General features: G+C 64.7%; 34 protein-coding genes. 29 read left to right on the forward strand and 5 right to left on the reverse strand.

Annotated elements, in window-relative coordinates:
* Positions 1–17 precede the first annotated feature (17 nt).
* The 4 genes from AC1D1G_RS16845 to AC1D1G_RS16860 all read right to left on the reverse strand — a co-directional run bounded on the left by AC1D1G_RS16845 (position 18) and on the right by AC1D1G_RS16860 (position 3,408).
* Positions 18–866: an ABC transporter permease gene (locus AC1D1G_RS16845; RefSeq protein WP_317569219.1), complete on the reverse strand. Its 849-nt coding sequence runs from the start codon at positions 864–866 to the stop codon at positions 18–20.
* Positions 863–1,678, reverse strand: coding sequence for an ABC transporter permease (locus AC1D1G_RS16850; RefSeq protein WP_105412651.1), 816 nt, complete (start codon positions 1,676–1,678; stop codon positions 863–865). The genes AC1D1G_RS16845 and AC1D1G_RS16850 overlap by 4 nt, the downstream gene beginning before the upstream one ends.
* Positions 1,675–2,643 (reverse strand): ATP-binding cassette domain-containing protein, encoded by a 969-nt coding sequence (locus AC1D1G_RS16855; protein WP_105412650.1) that lies wholly within the window; start codon positions 2,641–2,643, stop codon positions 1,675–1,677. The genes AC1D1G_RS16850 and AC1D1G_RS16855 overlap by 4 nt, the downstream gene beginning before the upstream one ends.
* 288 nt (positions 2,644–2,931) lie before the next feature.
* Complete coding sequence (locus tag AC1D1G_RS16860; protein ID WP_280782634.1) at positions 2,932–3,408, reverse strand: hotdog fold domain-containing protein; 477 nt, start codon at positions 3,406–3,408, stop codon at positions 2,932–2,934.
* A 466-nt stretch (positions 3,409–3,874) separates the two neighbouring features.
* Between AC1D1G_RS16860 and rpsJ the strand changes: the two genes are divergently transcribed.
* From rpsJ to map, 24 genes are all read left to right on the forward strand, one after another.
* Positions 3,875–4,180 carry a 30S ribosomal protein S10 gene (rpsJ, locus tag AC1D1G_RS16865; protein WP_003938093.1) on the forward strand — a complete coding sequence of 102 codons (306 nt, stop codon included), beginning with the start codon at positions 3,875–3,877 and terminating at the stop codon, positions 4,178–4,180.
* A 20-nt stretch (positions 4,181–4,200) separates the two neighbouring features.
* Positions 4,201–4,857: a 50S ribosomal protein L3 gene (gene rplC, locus AC1D1G_RS16870; protein ID WP_009479366.1), complete on the forward strand. Its 657-nt coding sequence runs from the start codon at positions 4,201–4,203 to the stop codon at positions 4,855–4,857.
* On the forward strand, positions 4,854–5,543 hold the full coding sequence (gene rplD / locus AC1D1G_RS16875; protein ID WP_105412648.1) for a 50S ribosomal protein L4: 690 nt from the start codon (positions 4,854–4,856) through the stop codon (positions 5,541–5,543). The genes rplC and rplD overlap by 4 nt, the downstream gene beginning before the upstream one ends.
* Entirely contained in the window at positions 5,540–5,845 is a 306-nt protein-coding gene (gene rplW / locus AC1D1G_RS16880) for a 50S ribosomal protein L23 (RefSeq protein ID WP_005239632.1), read from the forward strand. Before rplD ends, rplW begins: the two co-directional genes overlap by 4 nt.
* Before the next feature lie 40 nt (positions 5,846–5,885).
* The gene (gene rplB, locus AC1D1G_RS16885) at positions 5,886–6,722 is read left to right on the forward strand and encodes a 50S ribosomal protein L2 (protein ID WP_280782635.1); all 837 of its coding nucleotides are present in this window, start codon (positions 5,886–5,888) and stop codon (positions 6,720–6,722) included.
* 13 nt (positions 6,723–6,735) lie between these two features.
* Positions 6,736–7,017, forward strand: a complete 282-nt coding sequence (gene rpsS, locus AC1D1G_RS16890; RefSeq protein WP_003940820.1) for a 30S ribosomal protein S19 — start codon at positions 6,736–6,738, stop codon at positions 7,015–7,017.
* On the forward strand, positions 7,014–7,418 hold the full coding sequence (gene rplV / locus AC1D1G_RS16895) for a 50S ribosomal protein L22 (RefSeq protein WP_005239634.1): 405 nt from the start codon (positions 7,014–7,016) through the stop codon (positions 7,416–7,418). Before rpsS ends, rplV begins: the two co-directional genes overlap by 4 nt.
* The gene (gene rpsC, locus AC1D1G_RS16900; RefSeq protein WP_317569220.1) at positions 7,418–8,224 is read left to right on the forward strand and encodes a 30S ribosomal protein S3; all 807 of its coding nucleotides are present in this window, start codon (positions 7,418–7,420) and stop codon (positions 8,222–8,224) included. Before rplV ends, rpsC begins: the two co-directional genes overlap by 1 nt.
* A 3-nt stretch (positions 8,225–8,227) precedes the next feature.
* Positions 8,228–8,644, forward strand: coding sequence for a 50S ribosomal protein L16 (gene rplP / locus AC1D1G_RS16905; protein WP_005239636.1), 417 nt, complete (start codon positions 8,228–8,230; stop codon positions 8,642–8,644).
* Positions 8,644–8,880, forward strand: coding sequence for a 50S ribosomal protein L29 (gene rpmC / locus AC1D1G_RS16910; protein ID WP_005239637.1), 237 nt, complete (start codon positions 8,644–8,646; stop codon positions 8,878–8,880). Before rplP ends, rpmC begins: the two co-directional genes overlap by 1 nt.
* Positions 8,877–9,158, forward strand: coding sequence for a 30S ribosomal protein S17 (gene rpsQ, locus AC1D1G_RS16915; RefSeq protein ID WP_477952975.1), 282 nt, complete (start codon positions 8,877–8,879; stop codon positions 9,156–9,158). Before rpmC ends, rpsQ begins: the two co-directional genes overlap by 4 nt.
* A gap of 170 nt (positions 9,159–9,328) precedes the next feature.
* Entirely contained in the window at positions 9,329–9,697 is a 369-nt protein-coding gene (gene rplN / locus AC1D1G_RS16920; protein WP_005239639.1) for a 50S ribosomal protein L14, read from the forward strand.
* Positions 9,697–10,014, forward strand: coding sequence for a 50S ribosomal protein L24 (gene rplX, locus AC1D1G_RS16925; RefSeq protein WP_005239640.1), 318 nt, complete (start codon positions 9,697–9,699; stop codon positions 10,012–10,014). Before rplN ends, rplX begins: the two co-directional genes overlap by 1 nt.
* Position 10,015: 1 nt before the next feature.
* Positions 10,016–10,582 (forward strand): 50S ribosomal protein L5, encoded by a 567-nt coding sequence (gene rplE / locus AC1D1G_RS16930; protein ID WP_005239642.1) that lies wholly within the window; start codon positions 10,016–10,018, stop codon positions 10,580–10,582.
* Between the two features lie 4 nt (positions 10,583–10,586).
* Positions 10,587–10,772 carry a type Z 30S ribosomal protein S14 gene (locus AC1D1G_RS16935; RefSeq protein ID WP_005239644.1) on the forward strand — a complete coding sequence of 62 codons (186 nt, stop codon included), beginning with the start codon at positions 10,587–10,589 and terminating at the stop codon, positions 10,770–10,772.
* Between the two features lie 148 nt (positions 10,773–10,920).
* Entirely contained in the window at positions 10,921–11,319 is a 399-nt protein-coding gene (rpsH, locus tag AC1D1G_RS16940; protein ID WP_477952976.1) for a 30S ribosomal protein S8, read from the forward strand.
* Between the two features lie 14 nt (positions 11,320–11,333).
* Entirely contained in the window at positions 11,334–11,873 is a 540-nt protein-coding gene (rplF, locus tag AC1D1G_RS16945) for a 50S ribosomal protein L6 (RefSeq protein ID WP_009479371.1), read from the forward strand.
* 1 nt (position 11,874) lies between these two features.
* On the forward strand, positions 11,875–12,282 hold the full coding sequence (gene rplR / locus AC1D1G_RS16950; RefSeq protein WP_072945701.1) for a 50S ribosomal protein L18: 408 nt from the start codon (positions 11,875–11,877) through the stop codon (positions 12,280–12,282).
* A 31-nt stretch (positions 12,283–12,313) separates the two neighbouring features.
* Positions 12,314–12,970, forward strand: coding sequence for a 30S ribosomal protein S5 (rpsE, locus tag AC1D1G_RS16955; RefSeq protein ID WP_477952978.1), 657 nt, complete (start codon positions 12,314–12,316; stop codon positions 12,968–12,970).
* Entirely contained in the window at positions 12,970–13,149 is a 180-nt protein-coding gene (gene rpmD / locus AC1D1G_RS16960) for a 50S ribosomal protein L30 (RefSeq protein ID WP_005239665.1), read from the forward strand. The genes rpsE and rpmD overlap by 1 nt, the downstream gene beginning before the upstream one ends.
* Before the next feature lie 2 nt (positions 13,150–13,151).
* Complete coding sequence (rplO, locus tag AC1D1G_RS16965; protein WP_280782637.1) at positions 13,152–13,595, forward strand: 50S ribosomal protein L15; 444 nt, start codon at positions 13,152–13,154, stop codon at positions 13,593–13,595.
* Between the two features lie 190 nt (positions 13,596–13,785).
* The gene (gene secY, locus AC1D1G_RS16970) at positions 13,786–15,099 is read left to right on the forward strand and encodes a preprotein translocase subunit SecY (RefSeq protein WP_005239668.1); all 1,314 of its coding nucleotides are present in this window, start codon (positions 13,786–13,788) and stop codon (positions 15,097–15,099) included.
* Positions 15,096–15,641, forward strand: a complete 546-nt coding sequence (locus AC1D1G_RS16975; protein WP_009479373.1) for an adenylate kinase — start codon at positions 15,096–15,098, stop codon at positions 15,639–15,641. Before secY ends, AC1D1G_RS16975 begins: the two co-directional genes overlap by 4 nt.
* Positions 15,641–16,438 carry a type I methionyl aminopeptidase gene (map, locus tag AC1D1G_RS16980; protein WP_280782638.1) on the forward strand — a complete coding sequence of 266 codons (798 nt, stop codon included), beginning with the start codon at positions 15,641–15,643 and terminating at the stop codon, positions 16,436–16,438. Before AC1D1G_RS16975 ends, map begins: the two co-directional genes overlap by 1 nt.
* A gap of 21 nt (positions 16,439–16,459) precedes the next feature.
* Here the strand turns inward: map and dtd are convergent, their stop codons facing one another.
* On the reverse strand, positions 16,460–16,897 hold the full coding sequence (dtd, locus tag AC1D1G_RS16985) for a D-aminoacyl-tRNA deacylase (RefSeq protein WP_280782639.1): 438 nt from the start codon (positions 16,895–16,897) through the stop codon (positions 16,460–16,462).
* Positions 16,898–17,161: 264 nt separating this feature from the next.
* Between dtd and infA the strand changes: the two genes are divergently transcribed.
* The 5 genes from infA to rpsD all read left to right on the forward strand — a co-directional run bounded on the left by infA (position 17,162) and on the right by rpsD (position 19,220).
* Positions 17,162–17,383, forward strand: coding sequence for a translation initiation factor IF-1 (gene infA / locus AC1D1G_RS16990; RefSeq protein WP_003418601.1), 222 nt, complete (start codon positions 17,162–17,164; stop codon positions 17,381–17,383).
* 86 nt (positions 17,384–17,469) lie between these two features.
* The gene (rpmJ, locus tag AC1D1G_RS16995; protein ID WP_003938068.1) at positions 17,470–17,583 is read left to right on the forward strand and encodes a 50S ribosomal protein L36; all 114 of its coding nucleotides are present in this window, start codon (positions 17,470–17,472) and stop codon (positions 17,581–17,583) included.
* 221 nt (positions 17,584–17,804) lie between these two features.
* Complete coding sequence (rpsM, locus tag AC1D1G_RS17000; protein ID WP_005239677.1) at positions 17,805–18,179, forward strand: 30S ribosomal protein S13; 375 nt, start codon at positions 17,805–17,807, stop codon at positions 18,177–18,179.
* A complete protein-coding gene (gene rpsK, locus AC1D1G_RS17005; RefSeq protein WP_005239680.1) occupies positions 18,179–18,592 on the forward strand; it encodes a 30S ribosomal protein S11 in 414 nt (137 codons plus the stop codon). Before rpsM ends, rpsK begins: the two co-directional genes overlap by 1 nt.
* Before the next feature lie 22 nt (positions 18,593–18,614).
* Positions 18,615–19,220 carry a 30S ribosomal protein S4 gene (gene rpsD, locus AC1D1G_RS17010; RefSeq protein WP_005239683.1) on the forward strand — a complete coding sequence of 202 codons (606 nt, stop codon included), beginning with the start codon at positions 18,615–18,617 and terminating at the stop codon, positions 19,218–19,220.
* Positions 19,221–19,244: the final 24 nt, after the last annotated feature.

The raw sequence follows: 19,244 nt of genomic DNA on the forward strand, positions 1-19,244 counted from the left end.
CTCCGGTATGCGAGGGGCTATGCCGGGTTGCCCGCGGCCCGGCGATAGCCGCGCACCGCGGGGTAGGTGAAGATCAGCAGCCCGGCGAGCGACCACGCGATGGTCTTGAGCAGAGGCTCCGCGACGGGACCGCCCATCGACAGTCCCTTCATCGCGTCGATCGCGCACGACATCGGCTGGTTCTCCACGAACGGCTGGAGCCACGTGGGGTAGGCGCCGGTGGGTACGAATCCCGAGTTGAAGAACAGCAGGAGAGTGCACAGCAGGGAGAGGAGTTCGACGAGCGGTGCCTTCGCCGCGTTGACGGCGAGGGCGGTCACCATCGTCGCGAAACTCACCCCGAACAGCAGCGGCAGGAGCATCAGCGCGACACCGGCGAGGATGCCCTGATCGAACCGGAACCCGATGGCGAAACCGACGGCGATGATCAGCACCGTCGTGAGCATGATCCGCACCGATTCGGCCATCAGGCGACTGAGCAGGCCCGACGCGCGGTGCACGGGCAGCACCCAGAACCGGCTCAGGAGCCCGTCCGCCCATTCCTTCTTCAGCGACAGACCGCCCGCGATGGATCCGAACATCGCGCCGACGAGCGTGATCATCGGAACGGTCCCGAAGACGCTGTTGACCCCGGTGGCCTTGGTGATCGAGATCCCGAGCACCGCCCAGAACATCAGCAACATCAACGACGGGTACACGATCGCCTGCAGCATGGTGTACGGGTCGCGCGCCCAGCGGAGGAGAAGTCGTCTGGTCTGCAGCAGGCTGTGCGCGAAGAGTGCGGCGAAGGAATTCTCCGGGTGGGGTTCGAGCACCTCGGGGAAGGTCACCGTCGCCGGTGTGTCGGATCGGTATTCGGTGGTCATCCGCGCCTCACATTCGACCAGATCGACAACGGAATGAAGACCAGTGCCAGCCCTCCGCACCACAACAGGGTGGGTGTCAGCTGGTGGAACGTGATCGTGCCTTCCGTCATGGCACGCATGGACGAGGAGAACTGCGAGATGGGCTGATTTCGCACGAAACCCTGCGCCCACTCCGGGAACTGCGTCACCGGAACGAAACCGGACGAGAACATGCCGAGGATCAGCTGGGGGAGCGTCAGCGCCTGACTGGTGACCTCGGGGCTCCGGGTCAGGGTGCCGAGGGCGTCGGCACCCGTCGTGAGCGTGAAGCCGATCAGCATCGCCAGCCCGCAGAACGCCGCGGTCAGCCCGAAACCGCCGTCGAACCGGAAGCCGATCGCGTATCCGTAGCCGATCGCGGCGACGAGTGAGATCGTCGAGTGCACGAGGGAGGCTGTCATTCGCGCGGCAAGCGGGACCGCCGCCCCGACCGGCATCGTCTGGAATCGCGAATTCATGCCGTTCGACGCCTCGGTGGCCGCGCGGTGCGCCGCCGAGATCGCGGTGAACGCCATGGCCTGCAGGACGATGATCGGCATGACGAACTGCGCGTAGTCGATGCCCTGGAACTTCATCACCAGACGCAGCGGCAGATAGAAACCGACTGTGAAGATCAGCGGGGCGAACACCGCGATGAAGAACTGACCGAACACCCACATCGTGTGCAGATTCCGCTGGGACAGCGCAATCCACTGCTGGATGATCGACGGTTGCGGCCGCCGGTGCCTGCCTTCGAGGGCACTGTCGAATCCGAGCTGGGCGGGCGCCGTCACGACGGCAGGCTCTCGTCGACGCGGACGTGACCGGTGAGGGAGAGGAAGACGTCGTCGAGGGACGGGCGCCGCAGGGCGATGTCGGCGAGCGTGACCCCGGCGAGGTCGAGGCGGCGCAGAACCTCGGCGAGGGTCTGGGCGCCGTGTTCGGCGGGAATCGACAGCCGGTCGGTGCCTTCCTCGATGGCCCGGCCGGGTGGGCAGAGGCTCGAGAGGATTTCGCGGACGCGCGGCAGGTCGTCGAGACTCACCGGGACGACCTCGCAGTAGCTTCCGCCGGTCCGGGCCTTCAGTTCGTCGGCCGTGCCCTCGGCGATCACGGTGCCCTTGTCGATGACGACGATGTTGTCGCTCAGCAGGTCGGCTTCTTCGAGGTACTGCGTCGTCAGCAGGATCGTGATGCCCTGCTCCTTCAGCGCGGACACGAGGGACCACACGCCCTGGCGGCTGCGGGGGTCGAGGCCGGTGGTGGGCTCGTCGAGGAACACCACCTCGGGACGGATCACGAGGCCACAGGCGATGTCGACGCGCCGGCGCATACCGCCGGAGTACCCGGACACCTTCCGGTCACCCGCTTCGAGCAGATCGAACTGTGTCAGGAGGTCCTGTGCGCGCGATTTCGCGGACGCCTTGGGCAGGCCCATCAGGCGGCCGAACAGCACCAGATTCTCGCGGCCGGTCAGCGACTCGTCGAGGGCGGCGTACTGGCCCGTCATCATGATGCTGCGCCGGACGTTCGCCGACTCCTCGACGACGTCGTGTCCGGCGACGAACGCGCGGCCCGCATCGGGGCGCAGCAGAGTGGACAGCACGTTGACGGTGGTGGTCTTCCCTGCGCCGTTGGGGCCCAGGATGCCCAGGACCGTGCCGCGGGGCACCTCGAAGCTCACACCCCGCAACGCTGCTACGTCACCGAAGGATTTCTCGATTCCCTCGACAAGAACGGCGGAGTCAGGTGCTGGCATGTCCCGAGTATGTCACGCGAAGAGGGTGATCAAGGCAGACCGGGGAACACCTTCGTGCCCGACGAAGGGGTGGGAAAAACTTCTGTAACGCGTAAAGACAGGTACACGATAAATGCCGGACGTCTGTACCACTTCGGCCTCGGCGACCACGGCGGAAACCGATCCCGTCCGGCCGGAAGGTCGTGCTGTACCGCGACGTTCCGGCTCCGGGGAAGTGCCACACGGCAATTCGGGTCACTCCCGCGAACTTCGAGACGAATGTGAGCTTCGACATGCGCCTTTCGCGCTCTACCGCGGCGTGACCCACGTCGTGATGTCGGCGTGAACCACCTCTACTCCCTGTCGGTCGAAGATGCGCACGGGCACCACCACGTCGGTGCCCTCGGTGATCGCGGCAAAATCCGGCAGCTCCGGCAGTTCCGCGACGGCGCGCAGCGTTCCGTTCGCCTTGGCGAGGTAGTCGACCGTCATCGACTTCGGGATCCACCGGTGGGTCGACGGCACGGTCGCCTCGGACAGCATGCCCATGGCGGCCTCGGCGAGGTTGCATGCCGCGATCGCGTGGAACGTACCCAGGTGGTTGCGCACGCCCCACCATTTCGGTGCGCGGACTTCGCAGCGGCCCGGGCGCATCTCGACGACGCGGGGGAGTACCGAGCCGAAGTAGGGGACGCGCAGACACATGCCGATAGAGAAGAGGACGTGTCCGAGCGTGTTGTCGGGGAGCTTTTGCCACGCGGCGAACGTGGGACTCGAGGTAGTCACTCCCGTATCTTACTTCAGAGTAAGTTCGGTCGAGTACGAGAGGAATCGAGCCCGGTTTGAAGTCTCCCGCCCGGTACGGCATACTGGTCGGGTTGCCTTGTCTGGGACGCGATCGTTTGCGGCCCGAAACAGGTGGGGTGAAACGTCGCGGTGTAGATCACATGACCTGCTCGCGGCCACATGCAAGACGGAAGCAGTACCTACTGGCACTCGAATTCGAGTGCATCCGGTGCGCGTTCCCGGCCCGAAAAGCTGAAAAGTTCCGGGTCGGAGAATGAGTGGGAGGGCGACACGCCCGACCGCGTGTACCGGAGAACCATGACAGATGAACAGCGGCAGCGGATCGGGTGTGTCCCGGTCGCCTAGCGTTCGGACAGTTGCGGCCCAGGTAAGGGACTGTGCAGACGAGGTAGTTCGGCCCGACTCGGGTGGGACTACGAAACGCGGCAAGAAAAGGACACTAAGCGTGGCGGGACAGAAGATCCGCATCAGGCTCAAGGCCTACGACCATGAGGCGATCGACGCGTCAGCGCGCAAGATCGTCGAGACGGTGACCCGTACCGGGGCCCGCGTCGTTGGACCCGTGCCGTTGCCGACCGAAAAGAACGTGTACTGCGTCATCCGCTCGCCGCACAAGTACAAGGACTCGCGCGAGCACTTCGAGATGCGTACTCACAAGCGGCTTATCGACATCCTCGACCCGACGCCCAAGACGGTTGACGCGCTCATGCGCATCGACCTTCCGGCCAGCGTCGACGTCAACATTCAGTGAGCGCGGCGGAGACAAAAACAATGACTGATACCAAGATCAAGGGAATCCTGGGCACCAAGCTCGGCATGACCCAGGTCTTCGACGAGAACAACCGGGTCGTTCCGGTCACCGTCGTGAAGGCCGGACCGAACGTCGTGACCCAGATTCGTACCGAAGAGCGTGACGGCTACAGCGCCGTGCAGCTCGCGTTCGGCGCCATCGACCCGCGCAAGGTGAACAAGCCGACTTCCGGCCAGTTCGCCAAGGCCGGCGTCACCCCGCGCCGCCACGTTGTGGAGCTCCGCGTTGCCGACACCTCGGAGTACGAGGTCGGCCAGGAACTTACCGCCGAGGTCTTCGAGGACGGCGCCTACGTCGACGTCACCGGAACCAGCAAGGGTAAGGGCTTCGCCGGAACCATGAAGCGCCACGGCTTCGCCGGTCAGGGTGCATCGCACGGTGCGCAGGCCGTTCACCGTCGCCCCGGTTCCATCGGTGGTTGCGCCACTCCGGGCCGCGTGTTCAAGGGCATGCGCATGTCCGGCCGCATGGGTAGCGACCGCATCACGACGCAGAACCTCTCCGTCCACAAGGTGGATGCCGAGAACGGCCTGCTGCTGATCAAGGGTGCGATCCCCGGCCGCAAGGGTGGCCTCGTGATCGTCAAGAGTGCAGTGAAGGGTGGTGCACGAGCATGACCAGCACCGAGACATCGACGACCAAGCTGACGCTGGACGTCAAGGTCGCCGGCGGCAAGACCAACGGCACCGTCGAGCTCCCCGCGGAGATCTTCGACGCGCCTGCCAACATCGCGCTTCTCCACCAGGTTGTCGTCGCGCAGCTCGCTGCTGCACGTCAGGGCACCCACGCCACCAAGACCCGCGGCGAGGTTCGCGGCGGTGGCAAGAAGCCGTACCGCCAGAAGGGGACCGGCCGCGCTCGTCAGGGCTCGACCCGTGCACCGCAGTTCGCCGGCGGTGGCACCGTCCACGGCCCGCAGCCGCGCGACTACAGCCAGCGGACCCCCAAGAAGATGAAGGCCGCCGCCCTGCGCGGAGCCCTCTCCGACCGGGCCCGCAACGAGCGCATCCACGTGATCACCGAACTGGTTGCCGGTCAGACTCCGTCCACGAAGTCCGCCCGCACCTTCCTCGGCGAGATCTCGGACCGCAAGAAGGTCCTGCTCGTCGTCGGACGCGAGGACATCGCGGCCTGGAAGAGCGTGCAGAACCTGGACGGCGTGCACCCCATTGCACCCGACCAGCTCAACACCTACGACGTGCTCAACAGCGATGACGTCGTGTTCAGCGTCGAGGCGCTGAACTCGTTCATCCACGGGCCCGCCGAGACCGCCCAGGAAGAGAACAAGGAGGAGGGCAAGTGAGCACCATCGCCGATCCCCGCGACATCCTGCTCGCCCCGGTCATCTCCGAGAAGTCCTACGGACTGATCGAGGAAGGCACCTACACCTTCCTGGTGCACCCGGACTCGAACAAGACGCAGATCAAGATTGCCGTCGAGAAGATCTTCGGCGTCACCGTGACCAGCGTCAACACCGCCAACCGTCAGGGCAAGCGCAAGCGGACCCGGTTCGGTTACGGCAAGCGCAAGGACACCAAGCGCGCGCTCGTGACCCTCTCGGCCGACAGCAAGCCCATCGAGATCTTCGGAGGACCGGTCGCGTAAGCGCCCGGGACTTGACGAGACATAGAGGACGAGAAGACTCATGGCAATCCGTAAGTACAAGCCGACTACCCCGGGCCGTCGTGGCTCGAGCGTCTCGGACTTCGCCGAGATCACTCGGTCGACCCCCGAGAAGTCGCTGGTTCGCCCGCTCCACGGACGCGGTGGACGTAACGCACACGGTCGTATCACCACCCGGCACAAGGGTGGCGGACACAAGCGCGCCTACCGGCTGATCGATTTCCGTCGCAACGACAAGGACGGCGTGCCGGCCAAGGTCGCTCACATCGAGTACGACCCCAACCGCACCGCGCGTATCGCCCTTCTGCACTACGCGGACGGCGAGAAGCGCTACATCATCGCCCCCAAGGGCCTGATCCAGGGTGCTCCGGTCGAGTCCGGCGCAGGCGCCGACATCAAGCCCGGCAACAACCTGCCCCTGCGCAACATCCCGACGGGTACCACCATCCACGCGGTGGAACTCCGCCCGGGTGGCGGCGCCAAGATGGCCCGCTCGGCCGGATCCAGCATCCAGCTGCTCGGTAAGGAAGGCACCTACGCCACGCTGCGTATGCCGTCCGGCGAAATCCGTCGTGTCGACGTTCGCTGCCGCGCCTCGATCGGTGAGGTCGGCAACGCCGAACAGTCGAACATCAACTGGGGCAAGGCCGGCCGTATGCGCTGGAAGGGCAAGCGCCCCACCGTCCGTGGTGTCGTGATGAACCCGGTCGACCACCCGCACGGTGGTGGTGAGGGTAAGACCTCCGGTGGTCGCCACCCGGTCAGCCCGTGGGGCAAGCCCGAGGGCCGCACCCGCAAGAACAAGGCGAGCGACAAGCTCATTGTCCGTCGTCGCCGTACCGGCAAGAACAAGCGCTAGGAGGGAGTGAAGGATGCCACGCAGCCTCAAGAAGGGCCCGTTCGTCGATGACCACCTCCTCGCGAAGGTGGACGTGCAGAACGAAAAGGGAACCAAGCAGGTCATCAAGACCTGGTCCCGTCGTTCCACGATCATCCCGGACTTCATCGGCCACACGTTTGCGGTTCACGACGGCCGCAAGCACGTCCCCGTGTTCGTTTCCGACTCGATGGTCGGACACAAGCTCGGAGAGTTTGCACCGACCCGCACGTTCAAGGGTCACATCAAGGATGATCGGAAGGCGAAGAGGCGATGAGCAACACCGAAACCGCCAACCCGACCGCCAAGGCAGTAGCGCGCCACGTGCGCGTCACGCCGATGAAGGCGCGTCGTGTTGTGGACCTGGTCCGCGGGCGTTCGGTTGAAGACGCCCTGAACATCCTGAAGTTCGCGCCGCAGGCAGCGAGCGAGCCGGTCGCCAAGGTGATCGCCTCTGCAGCAGCCAACGCCGAGAACAACCTCGACCTCGACCCGAGCACGCTTGTCGTCGCCACGGCGTTCGTGGACGAGGGCGCGACCCTCAAGCGGTTCCAGCCGCGTGCACAGGGACGTGCGTTCCGTATCCGCAAGCGCACCAGTCACATCACCGTGATCGTGGAGAGCCTGCCGAAGACCGGAACATCGACCCGTAATCGCCGGAAGGGAAGTGCTCAGTAGTGGGCCAGAAAATCAACCCGCACGGCTTCCGCCTCGGCATCACCACCGACTGGAAGTCTCGCTGGTACGCAGACAAGCAGTACGCGGAGTACGTCAAGGAAGACGTCGCGATCCGTAAGCTCCTCGCCACCGGCATGGAGCGCGCGGGCATCGCGAAGGTCGAGATCGAGCGCACCCGTGACCGTGTGCGTGTGGACATCCACACCGCTCGCCCGGGCATCGTCATCGGCCGCCGCGGCGCCGAAGCCGATCGCATCCGTTCCGAGCTCGAGAAGCTGACCGGCAAGCAGGTCCAGCTGAACATCCTCGAGGTCAAGAACGCCGAGGCCGAGGCTCAGCTCGTCGCACAGGGTGTGGCCGAGCAGCTCTCGAACCGTGTCGCCTTCCGTCGCGCCATGCGCAAGGCCATCCAGTCGGCCATGCGTCAGCCCAACGTCAAGGGCATCCGCGTTCAGTGCTCCGGTCGTCTCGGCGGCGCCGAGATGTCCCGGTCGGAGTTCTACCGCGAAGGCCGTGTGCCGCTGCACACGCTTCGTGCGGACATCGACTACGGCCTCTACGAGGCCAAGACCACCTTCGGCCGCATCGGCGTGAAGGTCTGGATCTACAAGGGCGACATCGTCGGTGGCAAGCGTGAGCTGGCCGCCAACGTGGCTGCTCCCGCAGGCGACCGCCCGCGCCGTGAGCGTCCGAGCCGTCCCCGTCGTTCCGGTGCCACCGGCACCACCGCGACCAGCACCGAGGCCGGCCGCGCAGCGACCGCCACTGCCGATGCACCCTCTACGACTGAACAGAAGGAGGGCTGACGCATGTTGATCCCACGGCGGGTCAAGCACCGCAAGCAGCACCATCCGAGCCGTTCGGGTGCCGCCAAGGGTGGAACCCAGGTGACCTTCGGTGACTACGGCATCCAGGCTCTCGAGCCGGCCTACATCACCAACCGGCAGATCGAGTCCGCTCGTATCGCCATGACCCGGCACATCAAGCGTGGCGGCAAGATCTGGATCAACATCTTCCCGGATCGCCCCCTCACCAAGAAGCCGGCCGAAACCCGCATGGGTTCCGGTAAGGGTTCGCCCGAGTGGTGGATCGCGAACGTCAAGCCCGGTCGCGTGATGTTCGAGATGAGCTACCCCAATGAGGAGATCGCTCGTGAGGCCCTGCGCCGCGCGATGCACAAGCTCCCGTGCAAGTGCCGGATCGTGACAAGGGAGGAGCAGTTCTGATGGCTACTGGAACCCCAGCCGCAGAGCTCCGCGAGCTCACCGAAGAAGAGCTGGTCACCCGGCTTCGTGAGTCGAAGGAAGAGCTGTTCAACCTTCGTTTCCAGATGGCCACGGGTCAGATGGACAACAACCGTCGACTTCGTACCGTTCGTCACGAGATCGCGCGTATCTACACCGTTCTGCGTGAGCGTGAGCTCGGGCTGGCCGTTGGTCCGGACGCAGGTGACGCGGCATGAGTGAGGAAAAAGCAGTGAGCACTGAAGAGCGCGGCAGCCGCAAGGTCCGCACCGGATACGTCGTCTCCGACAAGATGGAGAAGACGATCGTGGTCGAGCTCGAAGACCGGGTCAAGCACCCGCTCTACGGCAAGATCATCCGGCGCACCAGCAAGGTGAAGGCGCACGACGAGAACGGCGTCRCAGGCATCGGTGACCGCGTGCAGCTGATGGAGACCCGTCCGCTGTCCGCGACCAAGCACTGGCGCCTCGTCGAGGTCCTCGAGAAGGCCAAGTAAGAAACCGAATAATGTATCCAGTACGATGGTGGGGTTGCCTTGCGGCAGACGCACGGCAACCCCACCGTTGTGCCGCCCACCCGGGCGGCCCCTCTCGCAGGGCACGGGTACAGACCGCGCACGTCGGGTCGGAAATCTGCCGTGCAACAGTCCAGGTCAAGGAGAAGTAAGTGATTCAGCAGGAGTCGCGGCTGCGCGTCGCCGACAACACGGGTGCCAAGGAGATTCTCTGCATCCGCGTTCTCGGTGGTTCGTCTCGCCGCTACGCCGGGATCGGTGACATCATCGTCGCCACCGTCAAGGACGCCATCCCGGGTGGAAACATCAAGAAGGGCGAGGTCGTCAAGGCCGTCATCGTCCGTACCACCAAGGAACGTCGCCGTCCGGACGGGTCGTACATCAAGTTCGACGAGAACGCCGCCGTCCTCATCAAGCCGGACAACGATCCCCGTGGCACCCGCATCTTCGGCCCCGTCGGCCGTGAACTGCGTGAGAAGAAGTTCATGAAGATCGTCTCGCTCGCCCCGGAGGTGCTGTGATGAAGGTGCACAAGGGTGACACCGTGCTGGTCATCGCCGGCAAGGACAAGGGCGCGAAGGGCAAGGTCATCCAGGCCTATCCCGCGACCAACAAGGTCCTCGTCGAAGGCGTGAACCGCATCAAGAAGCACACCGCGGTTTCCGCGAACGAGCGCGGAGCCTCCTCCGGCGGCATCGTCACGCAGGAAGCCCCGATCCACGTTTCCAACGTCGCGGTCGTCGACTCGGACGGCAACCCCACTCGCGTGGGCTACCGGACCGACGAAGAGTCCGGCAAGCGCGTTCGGATTTCCCGGAAGAACGGGAAGGACATCTGACATGACCTCCACTGAGAACAAGATCCAGCCGCGCCTGAAGACTCGCTACCGCGAGGAGATCAAGGCTGCGCTGAACACCGAGTTCGACTACGCCAACGTGATGCAGATCCCCGGCGTCGTCAAGGTCGTCGTCAACATGGGTGTCGGTGACGCCGCGCGCGACGCCAAGCTGATCAACGGTGCCGTCAACGATCTCGCTCTGATCACCGGTCAGAAGCCCGAGATCCGCAAGGCACGCAAGTCCATCGCGCAGTTCAAGCTCCGCGAGGGTATGCCGATCGGTGCCCGCGTCACGCTGCGTGGCGACCGCATGTGGGAGTTCCTGGACCGTCTCGTGTCCGTCGCGCTTCCCCGCATCAGGGACTTCCGCGGCCTGTCGGGCAACCAGTTCGACGGCAACGGCAACTACACCTTCGGCCTGAACGAGCAGTCGATGTTCCACGAGATCGACGTGGACAAGATCGACCGCCCGCGCGGCATGGACATCACCGTGGTGACCACCGCGACCAACAACGAAGAAGGCCGTGCCCTGCTGAAGCACCTCGGCTTCCCGTTCAAGGAGAACTGAGCTAATGGCTAAGAAGGCATTGGTCAACAAGGCCAACAAGAAGCCCAAGTTCGCGGTGCGCGCCTACACCCGCTGCCAGCGCTGCGGCCGTCCGCACTCGGTGTTCCGCAAGTTCGGCCTGTGCCGAATCTGCGTCCGTGAGATGGCGCACGCCGGCGAGCTGCCCGGCGTTCACAAGAGCTCCTGGTGAGCCGGTGACGCCGTCGCCTCGGCGGCGGCGTCACCCCACAGACTTCCGGTTCGTAACCTCGGACCGGGAAACGTAAGACCTACTTCGCGATAGGCCTGCGCCGGAAACGGCAGAGGGAACCGTTGTGAGAAAGGTAGAGGTCAACCTCATGACCATGACCGACCCCATCGCAGACTTCTTGACGCRTCTGCGCAACGCCAACACGGCGTACCACGATGAGGTGAAGTTGCCTCACTCGAAGATCAAGGCGAACATCGCCGAGATCCTCAAGCGCGAGGGTTACATCGCCGACTACCGCACCGAAGACGCCGAGGTGGGCAAGACCCTCATCGTCGACCTGAAGTACGGCCCGAGCCGTGAGCGCAGCCTCGCCGGCGTGCGCCGCGTCTCCAAGCCCGGTCTGCGTGTGTACGCGAAGTCCACCAACCTGCCCAAGGTTCTGGGCGGCCTCGGCGTGGCGATCATTTCCACGTCCACCGGCCTGCTCACCGATCGCCAGGCGGCCAATCAAGGAGTGGGCGGGGAAGTCCTCGCCTACGTCTGGTAAGGGAGGCCACCACAATGTCGCGTATTGGAAAGATTCCCGTCACCGTCCCCGGCGGCGTCGACGTCTCGATCGACGGCCAGGACGTCACGGTCAAGGGTCCCAAGGGCTCACTCGCCCTGACGATCTCCGAGCCCATTGCCATTGCGAAGAACGACGACGGCACGCTCAGCGTGACCCGTCCGGACGACGAGCGTCGCAGCCGCGCGCTGCACGGTCTGTCTCGTACCCTGGTACAGAACCTCATCACCGGTGTCACCGACGGTTACACCACCAAGATGGAGATTCACGGCGTCGGGTACCGCGTCGCTCTCAAGGGCAAGGACCTCGAGTTCGCACTCGGCTACAGCCACCCGGTCCCGATCGAGGCTCCGGAAGGCATCACCTTCGCGGTCGAGTCGCCCACCAAGTTCTCGGTGTCGGGCATCGACAAGCAGAAGGTCGGGCAGATCTCGGCCAACATCCGTCGTCTCCGTCGTCCGGACCCGTACAAGGGCAAGGGCGTGCGTTACGAGGGTGAGCAGATCCGCCGCAAGGTCGGAAAGACGGGTAAGTGATATGAGCCAGACTGCAAACCAGAAAGCCAAGCGGGTTCCGCTCGGCAAGGATGCGTCCACGAAGCGTCGCCTGTCGAAGGTGCGTCGTCACTTCCGTCTCCGCAAGAAGGTCTCCGGCACGCCCGAGCGTCCCCGCCTGGTCGTCAACCGGTCCTCGCGCCACATCCACGTCCAGCTCGTGGACGACCTCGCAGGCCACACCCTGGCCGCGGCGTCGACCACCGAGGCCGACGTGCGGGCAGCGGACGGCGACAAGAAGGCCCTCAGCGCAAAGGTCGGTCAGCTGATCGCCGAGCGCGCGAAGGCTGCCGGCGTCGAGACCGTGGTCTTCGACCACGGCGGACACGGCTACCACGGTCGCATCGCGGCCCTGGCGGACGCAGCTCGCGAAGGCGGGTTGAAGTTCTGATGACCATCATTTCGAACGGAAGGACAGCCTGATGCCGGGACGTCAGAGGCGTGACGGCGGAAGCGGACCCGCCGGACAGAATGGCCCCAACACGGGGGACAACCGCGGCGGCGGCGACCGTCGTGKTGGCGGTCGCGACGATCGTCGCGGCGGACAGTCGGCCGAGAAGTCGAACCACATCGAGCGCGTCGTCACGATCAACCGCGTGTCGAAGGTCGTCAAGGGTGGTCGTCGCTTCAGCTTCACCGCTCTGGTGATCGTCGGCGACGGTAATGGACTGGTCGGCGTCGGCTACGGCAAAGCCAAGGAAGTTCCTGCGGCCATTCAGAAGGGTGTCGAGGAGGCTCGCAAGAGCTTCTTCCGCGTTCCGATGATCGGTGGCACCATCACGCACCCGATTCAGGGTGAGGCCGCAGCGGGCGTCGTCATGCTGCGTCCGGCCAGCGCGGGTACCGGTGTCATTGCCGGCGGCGCGGTGCGTGCCGTGCTGGAGTGCGCCGGTATCCACGACATCCTGTCGAAGTCGCTCGGTAGCGACAACGCCATCAATGTCGTGCATGCGACCGTTGCTGCGCTCAAGGGCCTGCAGCGTCCCGAGGAAGTTGCGGCTCGCCGCGGTCTCCCCCTCGAAGACGTGGCTCCCGCCGGCATGCTGCGTGCACGCGCACAGGCTGGGAGCGTGAAGTAATGGCCGAACTCAAGGTCACTCAGATCAAGAGCACCATCGGTACCAAGCAGAACCAGAAGAACTCTCTGCGCACGCTGGGCCTGAAGGGCATCCGTCAGACCGTTGTTCGTGAGGACAACGCGCAGAACCGCGGTCTGATCAACGTGGTGCGCCACCTCGTCACAGTTGAGGAGGTCTAACCATGACCATCAAACTGCATCACCTGCGCCCCGCACCCGGAGCCAAGTCCAACAAGATTCGTGTTGGTCGTGGTGAAGGCGGCAAGCGCGGCAAGACCGCCGGTCGCGGCACGAAGGGCACCAAGGCCCGCAAGAACGTGCCCGCAGCCTTCGAGGGTGGACAGATGCCGCTGCACATGCGTCTGCCCAAGCTCAAGGGCTTCACCAACCCGTTCCGCACCGAGTACCAGGTCGTCAACGTCGGCGACATCGCCCGTCTGTTCCCCGAGGGTGGACAGGTCACGGTCGAGGACCTCGTTGCCAAGGGTGCCGTTCGCAAGAACCAGCTCGTCAAGGTTCTCGGCGACGGCGACCTGACTGTCGCCGTCCAGGTGACGGTCGACAAGTTCACCGGCTCCGCCAAGGAGAAGATCGCTGCTGCCGGTGGTACCGCCACCGAGCTGTGAGCTATCACCGCTAGCCAGTAGATGGCCGCAGTACAGCCTCGCGCTGTACTGCGGCCATTTGCGGCTGTACGGGCAGCACTGCCGCAGGTCTCCCAACTGTGCGTTCAGTTGCCACTGTTAGAGTTCTAGAGTTCATTCACGGACAAGTCTGCTTTCGACTCGTCTCCCCACCGTCGTGCCAGGAGGATCTTTGCTTTCCGCCTTCGTCTCGGCCCTCAGGACCCCAGACCTGAGGCGGAAGATCCTCATCGCGCTCGGTCTCGTTGCGCTCTATCGCATCGGTGCCGTGATTCCGTCGCCGGGCGTCGACTACGGGAACGTCCGAGCCTGTGTCGATCAGCTGTCGGGCGGTGACTCCGCGGGTATCTACTCGCTGATCAACCTGTTCTCCGGTGGCGCGCTACTCCAGCTGTCCATTTTCGCGATCGGCATCATGCCGTACATCACGGCCAGCATCATCGTCCAGCTGTTGACGGTCGTCATCCCGAAGTTCGAGGAACTCCGGAAGGAAGGCCAGTCCGGCCAGGCGAAGATGACGCAGTACACGCGTTATCTGTCGATCGCCCTCGCGATCCTGCAGGCCACCGGCATCGTGGCGCTCGCGTCGCGCGGCCAGCTGCTGCAGGGATGCCAGGAAGAGATCATCGCCGACAAGAGCATCTTCGGCCTCGTGATCATCGTGCTGGTCATGACCGCGGGCGCAGCGCTCGTCATGTGGTTCGGTGAGGTCATCACCGAGCGCGGTGTCGGTAACGGCATGTCCCTGCTGATCTTCTCGGGTATCGCGTCCCGCCTGCCGTCCGAGGGCAAGGCCATCCTGGACAGCCGCGGGGGACTGATCTTCGCGATCATCTGCGTCGCGGCCCTCGCCATCATCGCCGGCGTCGTGTTCGTCGAGCAGGGCCAGCGGCGGATCCCGGTCCAGTACGCCAAGCGCATGGTCGGCCGCAAGATGTACGGCGGCTCGTCCACGTACCTGCCGCTCAAGGTCAACCAGGCCGGCATTATCCCGGTCATCTTCGCGTCGTCGCTGCTGTATCTGCCGAACCTCATCGCGCAGCTCACCGGCGCCACGTCGTCCGCCGATCCCAGCTGGTGGCAGCGGATCATCAACGAGTACCTGGTGAATCCGAACAACCCGGTGTACATCGTCATCTATTTCGCGCTGATCGTGTTCTTCGTGTTCTTCTACGTCGCGATCACGTTCAATCCGGAAGAGCGCGCGGACGAGATGAAGAAGTTCGGCGGTTTCATTCCCGGTATCCGCCCCGGTCGCCCCACCGCGGACTACCTGAATTACGTGCTCAACCGCATCACCGTTCCCGGCTCGATCTACCTCGGCCTGATCGCGGTGCTGCCCCACTTCTTCCTGTCCGGAAGCCAGACCTCCAGCAGCATCTTCGGTGGTGCGGCCGTGCTGATTCTCGTCAGCGTCGCCCTGGACACGGTCAAGCAGATCGAAAGTCAATTGATGCAACGTAACTACGAAGGGTTCCTCAAGTGAGACTTGTCCTCCTTGGTCCTCCCGGTGCAGGCAAGGGCACCCAGGCCGCGATTCTGTCCGAGAAGCTCGGCGTCCCGCACATCTCCACGGGCGACCTGTTCCGCGCGAACATCGGCCAGGCCACCCCCCTCGGCCTCGAGGCGAAGAAGTACCTGGACGCCGGGGACCTGGTTCCCAGCGAGATCACCAACAACATGGTGAAGGCCCGTGTCGGCGAGCCGGACGCGGCCAACGGATTCCTCCTGGACGGCTTCCCCCGGACCGTCGACCAGGCTCAGGCACTCGAGGCGATCCTCGCCGAGCTGAACACCAAGCTCGACGCGGTGCTGTCCTTCATCGTCGACGAGGACGTCGTGGTCGAGCGGATGCTCGCCCGTGGCCGCGCCGACGACAAAGAAGACGTCATCCGCAACCGGCTCCGGGTGTACCGCGAGGAGACCGCGCCGCTGCTGGACTACTACAAGGACCAGCTGGTGACCGTCGACGCCCTGGGCGAGGTCGACGAGGTCAACGCGCGCGCACTGGCAGCGTTGGGTAAGTAATGGGCTTCGGGCGTAAGCGCAAGGTCGTTCCGTTCCGGACCGCAGGCGAGCTCGACGCAATGGCGGCCGCCGGTGCCATCGTCGGTGCGGCACTGGTGGCGGTCCGCGAAGCGGCGAAGCCGGGTGTGAGCACGCTCGAACTCGACGAGGTGGCCGAGTCGGTCATCCGCGGCGCAGGCGCCGTGCCCTCGTTCAAGGGCTACCACGGGTTCAGCGGATCGATCTGTTCGTCCGTCAACGATCGTGTGGTGCACGGGATTCCCTCGGCGGAAGACATTCTCGCCGAGGGAGACCTCGTCTCCATCGACTGCGGCGCCATTCTCGACGGCTGGCACGGCGACTCTGCGTGGACCTTCGGTGTCGGAGACATCATCGAAGCGGACCAGCAGCTCAGCGACGCCACTCGGCTGTCCATGGAGGCGGGGATCGCGGCGATGCTTCCCGGCAACCGCCTCACCGACATCTCCCACGCCATCGAACTCGGCACCCGCGCCGCCGAGGTGGCGCACGACCGTAAGTACGGCATCGTCGACGGCTACGGCGGTCACGGCATCGGCCGGGAAATGCACATGGAGCCGTTCCTCGCCAACGAGGGCGCTCCGGGCAAGGGGCCGCAACTGGTGGTCGGTTCCGTTCTGGCGATCGAACCGATGTTGACCCTCGGCACCACCGATACCGTTGTCCTCGAGGACGATTGGACCGTCGTGACCTCCGACGGCACCCGTGCCGCCCACTGGGAGCACACGGTCGCGGTCACCGAGGACGGGCCGCGCATCCTGACCCTGCGTCCGGAGTAGCGGCCGCCCGCGGGTGCGGGCCTACACGTCGATGAGCAGCGTCACCGGACCGTCGTTGACGAGGCTGATCTCCATGTGTTCGCCGAACACGCCGGTCTCGACGGTCGCGCCCAGCGCGCGCAGGGCGCCGGTGAACTCGTCTACCAGTGGTTCCGCCACCGGCCTCGGCGCCGCGGCGGACCAGGACGGGCGCCGGCCCCGGCGGGTGTCCGCCATGAGCGTGAACTGACTGGCGACGAGCACCGGGGCGTCGAGGTCGGACGCGGACCGTTCGTCCTCCAGGATGCGCATGGTCCACACCTTCTTCGCGAGCAGGGCCGCCTTCGCCTCGTCGTCGGTATGGGTGACGCCGACCAGGACGAGCAGCCCGTGGCCGCCGGCCGGGGGAGTGATTCGGCCGACCTCCTCGCCGTCGACGCGGACCGACGCGGACGTCACTCGCTGTACCAGGGCGCGCACGCACACCATCCTTCGCATCGTGGCCGTGGGTGTCGGAAGTCGAATTCTCGCCGGGCTTGCGGGTCCGTCAGGGACCGCATTTGGCCTGGTGAGCAATTTCCCGTAACATGGATCAACGGTGCGCTATGCGTGCCGGTTGTCTGCGTGCCCAGTGCCGGATTCGATCCGGATTGTTCATGTTTCGGCCGGTGAAGATCCCATTGGGCGCCACGGTAACGGAAACAGATGCAATAAGCACGCCAAACCACATGGATCGCGGAGGATATGGCTAAGAAAGACGGGGCCATCGAGGTCGAGGGACGAGTAGTCGAGCCGCTGCCCAATGCGATGTTCCGCATTGAGCTCGAGAACGGCCACAAGGTTCTCGCCCACATCAGCGGAAAGATGCGTCAGCACTACATTCGCATCCTCCCGGAAGATCGCGTTGTCGTAGAGCTCTCGCCCTACGACTTGTCGCGCGGACGCATCGTTTACCGGTACAAGTAAAGCTTCCCCGCCCGACCAGGTCGGGGAGAAGTACGTCCGCTGCGGCTCTGCGTAGTGGGCTGCCACAAAACAGGAGATCAGAAGACGTGAAGGTTCAGCCGAGCGTCAAGAAGATCTGCGAAAAGTGCAAGGTGATCCGTCGTAACGGCCGGGTCATGGTGATCTGCGAGAACCTGCGCCACAAGCAGCGTCAGGGCTAGATCTCCGCTTTTCGAGGATCTGCTTGGCAACAAGCAAAGATGACCTCCCAGCACCAGCCAGTACTCACGGCTTTCGAGCAGGTACTGGTTCACCCCCGGCACGGAGGCCGGGGCCCCACTGAGTTAGTTGAAGCATTGTCGGTCGCGAGACCGCCGACGTTTGAAGAGGCACAGGGGATGGACTGGGAGCAGACCTCCGCACACCGATAGGAAATGCCGACATGGCACGTCTCGCAGGTGTCGATCTTCCCCGTGAAAAGCGGATGGAGATCGCACTTACTTACATCTACGGCATCGGCCGTACCCGCTCCAAGGAGATCCTGGACGCCACCGGCGTCAGCCCGGATCTTCGGAGCAAGGATCTCTCGGACGAGGATCTGGCCAAGCTCCGCGAGTACATCGAGGAGTCGCTGAAGGTCGAGGGTGACCTTCGCCGCGAGGTCCAGGCCGACATCCGACGCAAGATCGAGATCGGCTGCTACCAGGGCCTGCGCCACCGTCGTGGTCTGCCCGTGCGTGGTCAGCGCACCAAGACCAACGCCCGCACCCGTAAGGGTCCGAAGCGCACCATTGCAGGCAAGAAGAAGGCGAAGTAATGCCCCCCAAGTCACGTAGCACCGGTCCGAAGAAGACCCAGAAGGCGCGTCGCAGGGACAAGAAGAACGTCCCGCACGGCGCCGCTCACATCAAGAGCACGTTCAACAACACCATCGTGTCCATCACGGACCCCGCCGGAAACGTGATTTCCTGGGCGTCTTCGGGACACGTCGGCTTCAAGGGTTCGCGTAAGTCGACCCCGTTCGCCGCTCAGCTGGCCGCCGAGAACGCAGCCCGCAAGGCGCAGGAGCACGGTGTCAAGAAGGTCGACGTCTTCGTCAAGGGCCCCGGCTCCGGCCGTGAGACCGCGATCCGCTCGCTTCAGGCCGCTGGCCTCGAGGTCGGCACCATCTCCGATGTCACCCCCCAGCCGCACAACGGCTGCCGTCCGCCCAAGCGGCGTCGGGTCTAGCGGGAAGGATAGGTAGAAGAAAATGGCACGTTATACCGGACCCATCACCCGCAAGTCGCGTCGTCTGCGCGTCGACCTCGTTGGAGGCGACCAGGCGTTCGAGCGTCGTCCCTACCCGCCGGGCCAGCACGGCCGCGCGCGGATCAAGGAGAGCGAGTACCTGCTCCAGCTGCAGGAGAAGCAGAAGGCTCGCTTCACCTACGGCGTCATGGAGAAGCAGTTCCGCCTGTACTACAAGGAGGCGAACAACCGCCCCGGTAAGACCGGTGAGAACCTGCTCCGCATCCTGGAGTCGCGTCTCGACAACGTCGTGTACCGCGCCGGACTGGCTCGCACCCGCCGCCAGGCCCGTCAGCTGGTCACCCACGGCCACCTCCTTGTGAACAACAAGAAGGTCGACATCCCCAGCTACCGCGTCTCCCAGTACGACATCATCGATGTCAAGGACAAGTCGCTGTCCACGCTTCCCTTCCAGGTTGCGCGCGAGACCCAGGGCGATCGCCCGATCCCGGGTTGGCTGCAGGTTGTCGGTGGACGTCTCCGGGTTCTGGTTCACCAGCTTCCCGAGCGTGCGCAGATCGACGTTCCTCTGCAGGAACAGCTCATCGTCGAGTACTACTCGAAGTAGGCCTGACGGCTCGTGCGCCTTTCC

This window comes from Rhodococcus sp. P3_B8 (assembly GCF_056402775.1).